This window comes from Curtobacterium sp. MCJR17_043 (assembly GCF_003224315.2).
Classification (GTDB): Bacteria; Actinomycetota; Actinomycetes; order Actinomycetales; family Microbacteriaceae; genus Curtobacterium.
Genome location: NZ_CP126259.1, coordinates 2917646 through 2931235, shown reverse-complemented (window position 1 = coordinate 2931235; position 13590 = coordinate 2917646). Strand labels below are relative to the sequence as shown.

Annotated in this window: 13 protein-coding genes and 1 pseudogene; 7 read left to right on the top strand and 7 right to left on the bottom strand. The window is 72.2% G+C overall.

Features of this window, described 5'->3' with window-relative positions; genetic code table 11:
• Nucleotides 1-307 precede the first annotated feature (307 nt).
• Both DEJ15_RS15245 and DEJ15_RS15240 read right to left on the bottom strand, forming a co-directional pair.
• On the bottom strand, nt 308-1177 hold the full coding sequence (locus DEJ15_RS15245) for an ABC transporter permease (protein WP_110826022.1): 870 nt from the start codon (nt 1175-1177) through the stop codon (nt 308-310).
• Nucleotides 1177-3273 (bottom strand): ATP-binding cassette domain-containing protein, encoded by a 2097-nt coding sequence (locus tag DEJ15_RS15240; protein ID WP_284175218.1) that lies wholly within the window; start codon nt 3271-3273, stop codon nt 1177-1179. Before DEJ15_RS15240 ends, DEJ15_RS15245 begins: the two co-directional genes overlap by 1 nt.
• Before the next feature lie 153 nt (nt 3274-3426).
• Between DEJ15_RS15240 and DEJ15_RS15235 the strand changes: the two genes are divergently transcribed.
• Both DEJ15_RS15235 and DEJ15_RS19740 read left to right on the top strand, forming a co-directional pair.
• The gene (locus DEJ15_RS15235) at nt 3427-4083 is read left to right on the top strand and encodes a helix-turn-helix domain-containing protein (protein ID WP_110826024.1); all 657 of its coding nucleotides are present in this window, start codon (nt 3427-3429) and stop codon (nt 4081-4083) included.
• A complete protein-coding gene (locus DEJ15_RS19740; protein ID WP_502866118.1) occupies nt 4080-5105 on the top strand; it encodes a ferredoxin reductase in 1026 nt (341 codons plus the stop codon). Before DEJ15_RS15235 ends, DEJ15_RS19740 begins: the two co-directional genes overlap by 4 nt.
• A 33-nt stretch (nt 5106-5138) precedes the next feature.
• Here DEJ15_RS19740 and DEJ15_RS15220 read toward each other — a convergent pair whose 3' ends face one another.
• Nucleotides 5139-6449, bottom strand: coding sequence for an amidohydrolase family protein (locus tag DEJ15_RS15220; RefSeq protein ID WP_284175217.1), 1311 nt, complete (start codon nt 6447-6449; stop codon nt 5139-5141).
• Nucleotides 6450-6858: 409 nt separating this feature from the next.
• On the opposite strand from DEJ15_RS15220, the gene DEJ15_RS15215 reads away from it, so the two are divergent.
• The 4 genes from DEJ15_RS15215 to DEJ15_RS15200 all read left to right on the top strand — a co-directional run bounded on the left by DEJ15_RS15215 (nt 6859) and on the right by DEJ15_RS15200 (nt 9297).
• The gene (locus tag DEJ15_RS15215) at nt 6859-7350 is read left to right on the top strand and encodes an HTTM domain-containing protein (protein WP_181419625.1); all 492 of its coding nucleotides are present in this window, start codon (nt 6859-6861) and stop codon (nt 7348-7350) included.
• 26 nt (nt 7351-7376) lie between these two features.
• Nucleotides 7377-7811 carry a hypothetical protein gene (locus tag DEJ15_RS15210; RefSeq protein WP_284175216.1) on the top strand — a complete coding sequence of 145 codons (435 nt, stop codon included), beginning with the start codon at nt 7377-7379 and terminating at the stop codon, nt 7809-7811.
• 414 nt (nt 7812-8225) lie between these two features.
• Complete coding sequence (locus tag DEJ15_RS15205; RefSeq protein ID WP_284175215.1) at nt 8226-8465, top strand: hypothetical protein; 240 nt, start codon at nt 8226-8228, stop codon at nt 8463-8465.
• A 109-nt stretch (nt 8466-8574) separates the two neighbouring features.
• Nucleotides 8575-9297 carry an amidohydrolase family protein gene (locus DEJ15_RS15200; protein WP_284175214.1) on the top strand — a complete coding sequence of 241 codons (723 nt, stop codon included), beginning with the start codon at nt 8575-8577 and terminating at the stop codon, nt 9295-9297.
• Between the two features lie 39 nt (nt 9298-9336).
• Here the strand turns inward: DEJ15_RS15200 and DEJ15_RS15195 are convergent, their stop codons facing one another.
• Together DEJ15_RS15195 and DEJ15_RS15190 are read right to left on the bottom strand one after the other, a co-directional pair.
• Nucleotides 9337-9561 carry a PLDc N-terminal domain-containing protein gene (locus DEJ15_RS15195; protein ID WP_110826029.1) on the bottom strand — a complete coding sequence of 75 codons (225 nt, stop codon included), beginning with the start codon at nt 9559-9561 and terminating at the stop codon, nt 9337-9339.
• Between the two features lie 274 nt (nt 9562-9835).
• Complete coding sequence (locus DEJ15_RS15190) at nt 9836-10516, bottom strand: hypothetical protein (RefSeq protein WP_110826207.1); 681 nt, start codon at nt 10514-10516, stop codon at nt 9836-9838.
• Nucleotides 10517-10890: 374 nt separating this feature from the next.
• On the opposite strand from DEJ15_RS15190, the pseudogene DEJ15_RS15185 reads away from it, so the two are divergent.
• Nucleotides 10891-11340: pseudogene (locus DEJ15_RS15185) on the top strand (manganese efflux pump MntP); the annotation flags it as partial.
• A gap of 166 nt (nt 11341-11506) precedes the next feature.
• On the opposite strand, the gene DEJ15_RS15180 reads toward DEJ15_RS15185, so the two are convergent.
• Together DEJ15_RS15180 and DEJ15_RS18930 are read right to left on the bottom strand one after the other, a co-directional pair.
• Complete coding sequence (locus tag DEJ15_RS15180) at nt 11507-11851, bottom strand: hypothetical protein (protein ID WP_146232859.1); 345 nt, start codon at nt 11849-11851, stop codon at nt 11507-11509.
• A gap of 116 nt (nt 11852-11967) precedes the next feature.
• Nucleotides 11968-13509, bottom strand: coding sequence for an XdhC family protein (locus DEJ15_RS18930; RefSeq protein ID WP_349814737.1), 1542 nt, complete (start codon nt 13507-13509; stop codon nt 11968-11970).
• Nucleotides 13510-13590 lie beyond the last annotated feature (81 nt).

Below are 13590 nucleotides of genomic sequence, written 5' to 3'. Positions count from 1 at the left end.
GCGCCGAGCATCTGGTACAGGTGGCCGTGCTCGCCCTCCGGGTTCCAGTCGGTCTGCACGACCACGGTCGCGGGGCAGACGTCGGAGAGGTCGACGGCCGGGCCGGTGGCGGCGCTCGTCGCAGCGGTGGTGGTGGCGCTCGTCGCCGAACCGCTCGCGCAGCCGGTGAGGGCGATCGCGGAGACGGTGAGGGCGGCGGTGACAGCGCCGAGTCGGGTGGTGGTGCGCATGGAGGCTCCGTTCGTGGTGCGGGTCTCGTGGTGCTGGGGCGGGTGCTGTGGGAGGGGGAGGGGAGACGGGGATCGGCTCAGCCGAAGTCGTGCCAGCGGCCGACGGCCAGACGACCGAGCAGGCCGAAGACGAGGAACACCGCGACGCCGTAGAGCGAGGCGATGATGATGGTCGCGTAGAGCTCGGGTCCCATCAGCCGCGAGGCCGTCACCTGGATGAGGACGCCGAGGCCGGGGTTGCCGCGCTGGAAGAACTGGTCGCCGACGATGGCGCCGATGACGCTGAGGCCGGCCGAGGTGCGCAGGCCGACGAAGATCGACGGCAGGGCGGCGGGGACCTGCAGCTTCACGAGCTGGGCGAACCGGCCGGCACGCTGCAGGCGGAAGAGCTCGCGCTGCCCCTTGTCGGCCGACTGCAGGCCGAAGAGCGTGTTCGACACCATCGGGAACAGGGCGATCATCACGGTGACGATGACGCGGCTCGTGAACTCGTACCCGAACAGGGCGCCGATGAGCGGCACGAGCGCCAGGATCGGCACGCACTGCAGGACGACCGCGTACGGGTAGAGCGAGTTCTCGAGCCACTTCGCCTGGGCCATCGCCATCGCCCAGAGGACGCCGATGACGATGGCGAACAGCAGTCCGGTGAGCGAGACGACCGTCGTCCGGCCGAGTGCCGTCCACAGGTCGTGGCCGAAGGTCGAGGGTGCGCCGTTCATCCCGGTCGGTGCGACGATCGCCTTGAGCACGAGGTGCGGGTACGGCACGAGGAACGCCAGGCCCCGCACGTGGTCGTAGTAGGCGGCCGCGGCGTACCAGACGCCGACGAGCACCGCGAGGACGACGACGGGCTGCCACCAGGTGACCGACCGACGGGTGCGCGGGGTGGAGCGACGGGCGGCGGTGCGCGCGGTGCGGGCGTCCGCGACCTCCTGCAGCGTGACCATCAGCGGTGTCCTTCCCGGAGTGCGTGCGAGACCTCGCCGACCAGTTCGGCGAACTCGGGCGTGAAACGGATGTCGGGGTCACGGGGCATCGGGAACGGCACCGCGAAGCGCCCGACGATGCCGCCCGGACGGCCGGACATGACGACGACCTCGGTCGACAGGTAGACCGCCTCGGACACCGAGTGGGTGATGAAGAGCCCGGCGAACTGCTGCTCGACGAACAGGCGGAGCAGCTCGTCGTTCAGGCGCTCGCGGGTGATCTCGTCGAGGGCGCCGAACGGCTCGTCGAACAGGAACAGCTCCGGGTCGAGCGTCAGGGACCGGGCGAGTGACACGCGCATCCGCATGCCGCCGGAGAGCTGCTTCGGCAGGTTCGACTCGAAGCCGTTCAGCCCGACGAGGTCGATCGCGTGCGCCGCCTTCGCGGCCCGCTCGGCCTTCGGCACGTCCCCGAGTTCGGCGAGGAGCTCGACGTTGCCCTGCACGGTGCGCCACGGCAGGAGGGTGGCGTCCTGGAACACGTACCCGATCCGGTCGGCGGCGACCCCGGCCGTCCCGTCCGAGGCGGTCTCGAGGCCGGACGCGATCCGCAGCAGCGTCGACTTGCCGCAGCCGGAGGGGCCGACGACGGAGACGAACTGCCCGCGGTCGACGGTGAGGTCGACGCCCTGCAGCGCGATGGTGCCGTTCGGGAAGGTCATCTCGACGTTCCGGAAGTCGAGCAGCGTGTCCGTCGCGGTGACGGGGGCTGGTGCGGTGGTGGTCACGGGTACCTCGTGTTCTCGTGCATGGTGGTGCGCGGTCAGGGAACGGGGACGGTTGCGGGCTCGGGCACGGCGGGTGCCTGGGCGCGGGTGGGGGGCGGCGACGCTGCGCTGCACCTCGGTGCGGGCGACGAGCCGTCCGCGGGACAGGACGATGCGGTCGGCCGGCGCGTTCGCGACCGCGTCGGTGACGCTGGTCGCGGCGACGGCGAGCAGGTCGGCGCGCGCCCCGACGACCGGGCCGGCGGCCGGGAGGCCCATCACACTCCGGGCGGCGACGCTCACCATCGCGTACGCGTCGTCGGGCGTCAGGTGTCCGGCGGTGACGAGGAGGGATGCGGTCTCGAGCGCGTCGCTGCGGCCGACCGGGTTGAACGGGTCGCGGACGTTGTCGGCGCCGGCGGCCACCCGGACCCCGGCGGCGAGGAGTGCGCGGATCGCCGTCAGGCCGCGCGGCGTCGACACCGGGTGCTGCCAGCCCTGCAGGTAGAGGTTCGTGATCGGCAGCGTGATGACGCCGATGTCCGCGGCGGCCACGTCGGCGACGACCTCGGCCAGCCGCTCCGGGCCGAGCGTGCCGAGCCGGACGCAGTGGCCGGCGGAGTACTGGCGGTCGCGCGGCCAGTCACGGACCGCCCGGGCGTAGTGGTCGAGCGTGACCGGCCCGTCGAGGCTCTCGTCGGCGTGCAGGTCGACCCCGAGGCCGCGGCGCCGGGCGATCGCGAGCAACCGGTCGACGTCGGCGAGCGGGTCCTCGGCGAGGTGCGGGGCGCCGCCGACCAGGTCGACGCCGAGGTCGAGCACCGCTTCGACGTGCTCGTCCGGCGCGAGCGGTCCGGCCAGGGCGACGAGCTCGATGTCCATGAGGTCGGCGAGTTCCTCGCGGACCTGCACGAGTGCCCGTGCTCCGCGGACGCTGTCGGCGACGCTCGCGGTGCCACCGTCGCTCAGGACGTCGACGTGGGTCCGGATCGCGGTCGTCCCGGCGGCGAGCATGGCGAGCGCCTGCGTCCGCGCCCGGTCGGCGATCTCCGCGACCGACATGGTCGAGGCGTGCGCCGCCCAGGCCGCGATGGCTGATCCGAGGTCGCCGAGCGGCGGCCGGATCCGGTCCGCGCTGAGGGCCTTGTCGAGGTGGGCGTGCGGCTCGGCGGGAGCGGGGAGCAGCAGGCGTCCGTCGAGGTCGAGCGTGTCCGCGTCGCTGGCTGCGAGTGTGCCCGCCGGCGTGACAGCGCTGACGGTGTCGCCGTCGATCGCGACGTCCACGAGCCTGCCGTCCGGCAGCAGCGCGGAGCGGAGGAGGGCGACCCGACGGGGCAGTGACGACTCCATGGGACCCTCTCGATCGTGTGTGACAATGTTGATCGCATCAACATCTTCGATGCTAGGGCGGCCGTGTTTCCCTCCGGTTTCGCGCCGGTTGCCGCCTGTGACGAGATGACGTGCACGGAACGCCCAGCCCCTCCCGTCCCCGATCGGAGCGCGATGCCCACCGAACTGACCGACACCGGACCGGCCACCGCTCCGACCCCCGCGGTCGAGCCCACGACCGATCGAGTCGTCGACGAACAGGCCCGCCGGATCGGCGCGCACGTCCGGACGCTCCGCCGCGCGGCACGGATGACGCTCGTGCAGCTCGCCGAGCGCACCGGCCTGTCGCACCCGTTCCTCAGCCAGGTCGAACGGGGTCACTCCCGCGCGAGCATGGTGTCGCTCGAGAAGATCGCCGGTGCGCTCGACACCACGCAGGTCGCCCTCCTCGCCGCCGGGGCACCGGTCCGCCAGGAGCCCGACGACCGACGGCCCGAGGTGCTCCGCGCCGGCGAGGGCGCCCGCGGCCCGTTCTCGAGCGGCGAGGCGCGGCTGCTCGTGCACGCCGGACCACACGCCTTCGAGCCGCTCGAGTGGAAGGGCGACAACACCGACCTCGGCGAGTACTTCGAGCACCACGAGGACGAGTTCCTGACGGTGCTCGCCGGTGCCGTCGTGCTCGACCTGCGCGGCCAGGACGTGCTGCGGCTCGGCCCCGGCGACTCGGCGTACTACCGCGGCGGGACCGGACACCGGTGGTGCAGTGCCGACGGCAGCGCGTTCCACCTCATCGTCGTCAAGGAGACGCCGCGGCCCGGAGTCGGCGCATGAGCGCGGGCATCAGCAACGGCGCGTACGGCACCGCCGTGCCGCAGACAGAGGCGCGACACCGGATGCGGATCGCGGCCCGGCGGCAGGTGGCTGCGGACGTCGTGACGCTCGACCTCGCCCCGCTCGACTCGGCGCCGCTGCCGGCATGGGAGCCCGGTGCCCACGTCGACCTCGGGGTGGCGCCCGGCGTCGAGCGACAGTACTCGCTCGTCACCACGACGGACGACGGACACTGGCGGGTGGCGGTCCTCCGCGAGGCGACCGGACGCGGTGGCTCGCTGGCCGTGCACGACCTGCTCCGCGTCGGCGACGACGTGACCGTGGGCGGCCCGCGGAACCACTTCGGCTTCGACCCCGGGCGTCCCGCGGTGTTCGTCGCCGGCGGGATCGGGATCACCCCGATCGTCGCGATGATCGCCGCGGCTGAGCGGGCCGGGACGCCGTGGGAGCTGCACTACGCCGGTCGGTCCCGCGACCGGATGGCGTTCGCCGACGAGCTCCTCGCGGCACACCCCGACCGGGTCACGCTCGCCGCCGCCGACGAGGCACCCCGGCTGGACGTGGTCGGGCTGCTCGCTGAGCCGCGCGACGCCGTCGTCTACTGCTGCGGCCCCCGCGGGCTGATGGACGCGGTCGAAACCGCCGCCGCGCACTGGCCGGCCGGCAGCGTCCGGGTCGAACGGTTCGAGCCCGTTGCGGACGTCGACGCCCCGGGGGGAGGCGTTCGAGGTCGAGCTCACCCTGACCGGCACGACCGTCACCGTCCCCGCCGACCGGAGCCTGCTCGAGGTCGCGGAGGACGCCGGCGCGTTCGTGCTGTCGTCCTGCCGCGAGGGCACCTGCGGCACGTGCGAGACGCCCGTCCTCGAGGGGTCGGTCGACCACCGGGACACCGTGCTCAGTCCCGCGGAGCAGGCCGACGACCGCACGATGATGGTCTGCGTCAGCCGCGCGGCGGCCGGGTGCCCGCGCCTGGTGCTGGAGCTCTGACCGTCGGACGGGAGGCCCGGATCCGGCCGTGATCCGGGCCTCCCGTCCGGTGCTCGGTCGCTCCGTCAGGGGCGCTCGGTGTCGTCGAGCGGGGCACCCGTGAGCGCCGACAGGCGCTCCAGGCCGGCCTGCTCGACGAGCTGGCGGGCCAACGGACGGGCGCGCGCCACCGCCTCGCGGACGTCGACGCGGGTGACGTCGAAGTCGGCGAGGCTCAGTTCGCCGTCGACCCAGACGTCCTTGACCTCACGGCTGCCGGCGACGAACACGACCGCCTGGAACGGGTCGTGCACGTTGGCGAGGGTCGGGCTCTCGCCGTCGAACACGACGAGGTCGGCGCGCTTGCCGGGTTCGAGCGACCCGATCTCGTCCTCCATGCGCAGGGCCCGGGCGCCGCCGATGGTGCTCATCTCGAACGCCTCGCGGGCGGTCATCGCGGTCGCCTGCAGGTCGCGGATGCGTGCCAGGAGCGCGGCGGTCTTCATCGCCTGCAGGAAGTCCTGCGAGTCGTTCGACGCGGGACCGTCGACGCCGATGCCCACCGGGATGCCGAGCGCGCGGAGTTCGGCGACCGGGGCGATGCCGCTCGCCAGGATGCCGTTCGCCACCGGGTTGTGCGCGACGCCGACGCCGTTCGCCGCGTAGGTCTCGCGGTCCTGGCGGTCCATCCACACGCTGTGCGCGGCGATGACCGGCACCTCGAACATGCCCGTCGCCTCGGCGTACCCGATCGCCGTCCTCCCCGTGCGCTGGCGGGCGGCGGTGACTTCCTCGCGCACCTCGTGGAAGTGCACGTGCACGCCGTGGCCGCCGGCGACCGCGTAGTCGACGTGCTCCTGCCACGTCGCGTCGGTGTACCGGCCGATCGACGAGACGCCGACTCGGAACGAGCTGTAGCGGCTCGCCTCGGCGGCCTCACGGAGCGCGTCGAACTCCTCCAGGATCGGGGTCGCACCGAAGTCCCGGTCGACGTCTCCGGAGCCGAACGACACGACCCCGCGAAGCCCCAGCTCCTCGAGCGCCTGCACGACCCCCGGGGTCGCCGGCTCGCCGGGGATCGGGTCCGAGCAGAACATGTCGTTCGCCGTCGTCACGCCGCTCCGGAGCATCTGGATGCCCTGCAGCATGGTGCCCGCGTACGCCTTGTCGCGCGTCATCACCGGGTTGACGTGCGCGATGAGCGCGTTCAACCACTCCCACAGCGTGTACTGCGAGCCGATCCCCGTGATGAGCCCCTCGCTGAAGTGCCCGTGCGTGTTCACGAAGCCGGGCGTGACGACGTCGTTCGCCCCGCCACGCACGGCCACCTCCGGGTGCGCCGCCGACAGCTCGGCGAAGGTGCCGACCGCGGCGACCCGGGTCCCGTCGAGGAGCACCGCACCGTCCCGGATCGCGGACGGTGTGGCGGAGGCGTCGGGGGGCGGCGGTCAGGACCCACCCGCCGCGGATCAGGGTCTGCGTCATGGGGAGAACCTAGGGACCCCGTGTTTCGCGGGTGTTCCCGTCCGGTTTCCCACTGGTGCTGGCGGCGCCGGCGGAACGACGCGGAGAACGGCTGAAGGGGTCACAGTCCTGCGGGAAGGAGGTCGTGTCCCGATCCGCAGGTGTTCTGAGCCCTAGTCGTGGTTGACATACTGAATGTAAGACGACGAGTATCGACGCCATGACCAGATTCGCGGAACACAGCCGATGCCGAACTCTGATGACGACCGGAGGAGTCGGGCTGGTCACTGCTGCGCTCATCGCCGGGACAGCGGTCCCCGGCGGCGGACCTCGTGGACGGCCGTGCAGCCGGAGCGTGCTCTGGGCGCGCGCGTCCTCGTCGCGTACTCCGCCCTCGCGCTCGCGAAGCTGCAGGTCGCGATTGTCTACCTCGTCGCCTGTCTCGGGAAGCTCAGCAGTGCAGAGTGGGTGAACGGCACTGCCCTCTTCTACTGGGTGCGGAACAACGTGTTCGGGGCACCGCCGCTCCTCCGGCCGGTGGCGGAATGGGTGACGATGCGCCCAGTGCTGGTCGCCGCTTCGTCCTGGGGAACGCTCGTGCTGGAGTTCAGTCTCGCGATCGCCGTGCTCCTGCCGACGCCGTTCCGATTGCGGATACTGCTGCCGATCGCACTCCTGTTCCATCTCGCCATCTGGCTGGTGCTCGGCGTGTCGAGCTTCGCGTTCGTGATGGGTGCCGCGCTGTTGATCTTGGTCGTCCCGGTCGGATGGTCACTCGTTCGACCGAGGATGTACCGGATCCGCTCGGGAAGAGAAAAGGAGACACCGGTATGACGGAGACGACGAACGGACCTGGCTGGATGAGGGTGCTCGGCGCTTTCCTCCTGCTCAGCTTCGGTGGCATGGTCGCCCTCATGGTCCTCCTCGTCCGTGAGATCGGAATCGGTCCCGCGACGTTGACGATGCTCCCCGCCGTGCTCGTACTCGGTGCCGGCTTCGTCCTCGTCACCGCCTCCGTGCGCGTGGACGTCGCTGACAGCGTCGACCTTCGGTTCTTCCCCCTCTGGCGTCGTCAGCTCGAGTACTCCGAGTTGGAATCCGTCAGGGTCGAAGAACAGAGTTGGTTCCGGTTCGGTGGTGTCGGCCTGCGGTGGAACGGCGCCGCGACGGGACTCATCCTCGGGAACCGGCCGGCAGTCGTCCTGCGGACCCGGAGGAATCATGAATACGTGGTGCAGTGCAGTGATCCGGAGCGTGTCGCCGAACACATCCGAGCCCGTCTGGTCGCGCGCTGAGGATCAATCGAGCCCGCTCCGTAGCCGGACGAGGACCTCGGTCATGCCGCTCGGCGCTGTGGAAGACGACCCCTCGTCTCACTGCTGAGAACGATCGGCAAGCTGTCTCAGCGATGAGACGAAGCTGCGGGATGACGAAGAGGTCCCTGTTCGACACCGTCCCGAAACACCGCGCTGCTACAAACGCTGCATGCTCTCCGTCACCGGCGCACACCGCGTCCTCGTCGACCCCCCGTACCGAGCGTGACGGCGACGTCGTGGTCGACGACGGCAGTGCGGTCGCGACGACGCTCGACGCCTCGGGATGTGTCGTCACCGCCGGCCTCGTCAACGCACACCACCACCTGCTGCAGACGGCGTTCCGGACCCTCCCCCGGGACCCGCGGTGTACCGATGGCGGACTGGCTGCCCACGATGGCCGGTGCGTACGGCCGGGTGGGCCACGACCCGGAGCTCTACAGACTGGCCGCTGCCGTCGGGGCCGCGGAGGGCCTCCTGTCCGGGGTCACCACCGTCGCCGACCACCACCTCAACTGGCCGGCGGACGCGACGGCGGACGACACGGTCGCGCTCGCCGCGGCCACGGTGGACGCAGTCCGCGGACTCGGCGGGCGGCTGGTGTTCGTCCGGGGGGAGCGCCCGGGACGACCCTGAGCGGGCGGCCGCGTCGGCGGACGCGATCGTCACCGGACTGCTCCACGAGGACGCGGTCGGCGGCGTCGACCCCGACGGACGACTGCAGGTCGCGGTCGGCCCTGCGGGCGTGCACTCGGACGGCGAGGCGACGTTCCGTGCCCTCGGCGAGGTCGCCGCCCAGCACGGCCTGCGCCGACGCACGCAGGCGAACGAACAGGTCGACACCGCCATCGCCCTCGAGCGGTACGGACGACGCCCGCTCGACCTGCTCGAGCAGTGGGGGTGGCTCGCGCCCGACGTCACGATCGCGCACCTGTGCGACGTCACCGACGACGAGGTCACCCGCATCGCGGCTGCCGGGGTCACGGCCACGCACGCACCGGGGTGCGACGTGCCGATGGGGTGGGGGATCGCGCCGGTCGCGCGGCTCCTCGCCGCGGGCGTCCCGGTCGGTCTGGGCACCAGTGGCGGCGGCAGCAACGACGCCGGACACCTGCTCGCGGACGCCCGCCTGGCGATGCAGGTCTCCGCGCTCGTCGGGCCGCAGCTGCCCGCCCGACAGGTGCTCGGCACGGCGACCGAGGGGTCCGCCGTCGGTCTCGGGCGGCCGGAACTCGGACACCTCGGCGCCGGGTCGGCCGGGGACCTCTGCGTCTGGGACGTCTCCGGCGTCGCGGATGCCGGGGTCGCCGATCCGGTCGCCGGCCTCCTGTGGGCGTTCCCGGGGCGGCGGCCCCGCCACGTCGTCGTCGGTGGCCGCGTGGTCGTGCGGGACGGGAGACTCGTCACGGCTGACGAGGGCGAGCTGGCAGCCCGCCTGCGCGAGCGGTTGGCACGGACACCCGCGTGAGCCGCCGCGCGGGGCGCTCGGGCCGGTCGGTGGCTTCGGTCAGTGCGCGCGGTTCAGCCGGTCCGCGAGCCGCCCGAGTGCCCAGTTGAGCAGGAACCCGAGCGCGCCGAGGACCGGGAGCACCGCGATGACGACCGTCCAGACGACCTTCGCCAGCTGACTCCGCGTCCGGTCGCGCCACAGGACCACCAGCGCCCCGACCTCGAGCAGCATGATCACGAGCAGCACCGCGGCGTGCGTTCCGACAGCCAGGTTCCCGAACACGTCCCACCTCCGCTGGAGGGCTCGGTCGCACTCCGCTCCCGGAGTGTAGCGGCGTCGGGAACGGCGGACGAGCCTCCCGTCGGCGGTGGTCGCCTCCCGTCGGTCCTGCCGTGGTTCCGTGATTCGCGCATCTCGACGGTCGAGGTGCGCGGATTCCAGAACCGGGAGGGACGGTGGCGGGGTGTCGTGGAACCCGGGCGTCTGGTTCCGGGGACGCGAGAACGCCGTCCCGCGGTGTGCGGGACGGCGTTCTGGTGGTGCGTCAGATCGGGTGTTACTTGATCTGGGCGGTGATGGTGGCGGTGCCGACGAGCAGGCCGCGCTTGACGGCGTCGGTCTTGAAGGTCTGGTTCAGCAGGTCCGCGGCGTCCTGGGAGATGTGGACGGTGGTGCCGGTCAGGATCGCGTTGTCGCCCTCGAGCTGGAGGGGCTTGAGGGAGCCGCCGTGCAGCTCGAACAGGAACGCGTTCGGGGCGGCGACCTTCCCGTTGACGAGGACGTCACCGTAGAGCTTCGAGGAGCCCGGGTTCACGACGAAGTTCTCGAGCGTGACGGTGGTGTCGCCGGCCTTGAGGGTCAGGCCGGAGTCGTCGTGGTTCAGCAGACCCTGGACGTAGGGGCGGTAGTTGCCGTCCGGGCTCCAGTAGGTGACCGAGCCGGAGGTGATCGGGAACGACACGGCGCCGTCCTCGAGGGTCGCATCTCCCGAGACACCCGGGGTGAGCTTCAGCGAGGTCAGGGCGTCGGTGAAGCCCTTGTCGAGGGCGACGGAGGTGTCGCCGCCGAGGACCTCGGGGACCGACGCGACCGGGGCGGGGATCTTCGAGGCGGAGCTGGAGACGGTGTGCACGGCCGGGGTGGAGGCGTTCGCGGCGCTGACGCCGAACGCTGCACCGCCGAGCACGAGGGCACCGGTCGTGGCGAGGGTGATCGAGGTCTTCAGGGACTTGCGCATGTCTTCGTTCCTTTGCTTGTCGCGCTCGGCGCGGATCTGGAATGGGATGCGCGCCGAACACACCCCGCGAAGGGGTGGAGAACCAGCGATGTGCGGCTGGTGAGCGCTTGCGGGCCGTTCCCGGCTTGTGACAGTGATTCGGCACCGGTCCCGACATGGTTTGGGTGGGTTTCCCGTCGTTACCGTCCTGTTACATCCAGCCGGTGCGCCACGTTGGACAGGCCGATGCAGGCGGGGCGCCCAACGGGGAGATTCGGCGGGACGAATCTCCCTGATCAGGTATTTCTCGTCCTCGGGGCGGTGATCGACGTGGCAGGATCGTCGGGTTCCGAGACGACGGTGTCTCCTCCGTCCGTCTCGAGAGGCACGACCCCATGTCGTTCTGGGCCCTGTTCCTGATCGCGATCGGCGTCTCCGCCGACGCCTTCGCCGTCGCGCTCGGCAAGGGCCTGCACATGAAGCGGTTCTCCGCGCGCCAGGCCGTCGTCATCGCACTCGTGTTCGGTGCTTTCCAGGCGCTCATGCCGCTGCTCGGGTGGCTGCTCGGCACCACCTTCGCCAGCGCCATCGCCGACGTCGACCACTGGGTCGCCTTCGGCCTGCTCGCGCTCGTCGGCGGGAAGATGCTGTGGGAGGCCTTCCACGGGCACGAGGACACCGACGAGGACACGGACCGGCTGAGCGTCCGGGAACTGCTCGTCCTCGCCGTCGCCACGAGCATCGACGCGCTCGCGGTCGGCATCACGCTGGCGTTCCTGCCCGTGTCGATCGGGTGGGCGGTGCTGCTCATCGGGGTCACGACCGCGGTGCTGAGCTACGTCGGCGTGGTGGTCGGCCGCCGGGTCGGTGCACGCTTCGGCAAGCCGGCGGAGATCGCCGGGGGGCGTGGTGCTCATCCTCATCGGCGTGCAGATCGTGCTGGAGCACACCGGCGTCCTCGGCTGAGCCGTGTCCCCACGGGCGGACGGTGCCGAGAGCGGAGGAGGACGCTCAGACACCCAGCGGCGTCGGTGCGCCGAACCACAGTGCCACCGGTGCGACCACGACGAGCAGTGCGCTGGCGAGCAGCACGGCGGTCGCTGCGGTCGGCGCCCGTCTCCCGCCGAGTGCGACGGCAGCGAGGACCAGCGCTGCCACCGAGCCGCACCACGGTCCGACGGCCAGGACCACGACGAGCGGCCACAGGAAGAGCGCCGTGTCCGCGCCGCGCAGCAGCACCGGCAGCCAGAGAGCTGCCCAGAGCACCAGGAACGCTCCGGCGGACACCGACGTCAGGACGGTCGCGACGACCAGCGCGGTTCCCCGAGCGCCGATCGGGCCGGTTGTCATGGACACAGCTGGAGCCTAGCGAGCCATCTCTCGGCGGCCGACGCCCTCACTGGTCGACGGAGCGACATCGCCGATGCTCCGCGCCGTCGGGGTACCGGCGGGGAGTGACCCGGCGCAGCTGGTCACCGGGTCTGGGCCGTCCGCCGGTGGAGCGCCCCGCTCCCGCCGACGAGCGGACCGCCCGGAGCGCCCCGGCGCACGGCCACCACCTCGGCCATGATCGCCAGTGCCATCTCCGCCGGTGTCTCCGCTCCGATGTCGAGCCCGATCGGGGAACGCAGCCGCGCGGTGTCGGGCGTCCCGAGGTCGTGCAGCACCGCCAGGCGCCGCTCGTGCGTCGCGCGGGACCCCATCGCCCCGACGTACCCGGCACCGCGGCGGAGGGCGAGGTCGAGCACCTCGGCGTCGAACCGGTCGTCGTGGGACAGCAGCACCACGACGGTGTCCGGCCCGATCGCGGTGTCGGCCAGCACCCGGGGCGGCCACCCCACGATCCGCTGCTGCGCCGCCGGGAACCGCTGGTCGGTGAGGAACACCGGCCGCGGGTCGACGACGGTGACCGCGTAGCCGAGCATGGCCGCGGTGTTCGTCACGGCGACGGCGAACTCGACGGCGCCGACGACGATGCAGCGGGCGCGGCCCCCGGCGTACTCGGTGAAGACCCGCGTCCGGCACCCGTCCGCCGGACGCACGACCGCGCCGAGCGACGCGGGCTCCAGGGACACCGTGAGCGACGTCGGCGTCCCGGCGGCGGCGGCACGGAGCGCGTCGAGCACGACGGCGTCGCTCGGCAGGACGCGGTGGACGAGGACCTCGACCCGCCCGCCGCACCGCAGCCCCGGCGCCCAGTCGGCAGCGGGGTCGGACGGGTCCTCGAACCCGAAGCGCTCGAGCACGGCGACACCGGTCGTCAGGACCTCCTCCGCCGTCAGGTACAGGGACCCCTCGACGCACCCGCCGGAGATCGTCCCGACGACCTCGCCACCGGGCAGCACCGCCATCGAGGTGCCGGTCCCGCTCGGTGAGCTGCCCTGCACGTCGACGGCGGTCGCGACGACGACGGGGTCGCCGGCGTCGAGGACGGCCAGGAGGCGCGGCGCCAGTTCGAACATCACGCACCTCCGGCGTCGGCCGGGTCGGCGAGCAGCGCCCACACCCGGTCCCGGGTCATCGGGAGACGGTACGGCCGCACGCCGATCGCGTCCCGCACGGCGTTCGCGACGGCCGGGGCGACGGGGTTGTAGGGGGGCTTCGCTCATGGACTTCGCCCCGAGGGGACCGAGCGGGTCGTGTGTGTCGGCGAACAGCACCTCGGTGCGTGGCACGTCGGACATCTTCGGCACCCGGTAGGACCGGAAGGCGTCGGTGGTGACCCGTCCGGTGTCGTCGAGCACGACCTCCTCGTACAGGGTCGAGCCAACCGCCTGCGCGGCACCGCCCTCGACCTGCCCCCGGAGCTGTTCCGGGTTGAGCACCGTGCCGGCGTCCACCGCCTGGACGCTCTGCAGGACCCGGACCTCACCGGTGGGGCGGTGCACGGCGACCCGGGCCCCGTGCACGGTGAACGCGAGTGACCGCGGTGTGCCGTCGTGGGTGCCGTGCGCGACGAGCGGACCGTCGACGAGGAGTTCCGCGTGCCCGACGAGTTCGTCGCCGACCCGCACACCCCCGGGCTCCACGACGACCGCGGGCCCGAGCACCCCCCGATGCGGTCCGTGGGGTCCGGGCTGCCACGACCACGAGTG

Bases quoted from the DNA above. Each gene is read 5' to 3' on its own strand.
- DEJ15_RS15235 (WP_110826024.1), top strand. From the start codon at position 3,427: ATGCCCACCGAACTGACCGACACCGGACCGGCCACCGCTCCGACCCCC.
- DEJ15_RS15205 (WP_284175215.1), top strand. From the start codon at position 8,226: ATGGCCGGTGCGTACGGCCGGGTGGGCCACGACCCGGAGCTCTACAGA.
- DEJ15_RS15210 (WP_284175216.1), top strand. From the start codon at position 7,377: ATGAGGGTGCTCGGCGCTTTCCTCCTGCTCAGCTTCGGTGGCATGGTC.
- DEJ15_RS15240 (WP_284175218.1), bottom strand. From the start codon at position 3,273: ATGGAGTCGTCACTGCCCCGTCGGGTCGCCCTCCTCCGCTCCGCGCTG.
- DEJ15_RS19740 (WP_502866118.1), top strand. From the start codon at position 4,080: ATGAGCGCGGGCATCAGCAACGGCGCGTACGGCACCGCCGTGCCGCAG.
- DEJ15_RS15190 (WP_110826207.1), bottom strand. From the start codon at position 10,516: ATGCGCAAGTCCCTGAAGACCTCGATCACCCTCGCCACGACCGGTGCC.
- DEJ15_RS15245 (WP_110826022.1), bottom strand. From the start codon at position 1,177: ATGGTCACGCTGCAGGAGGTCGCGGACGCCCGCACCGCGCGCACCGCC.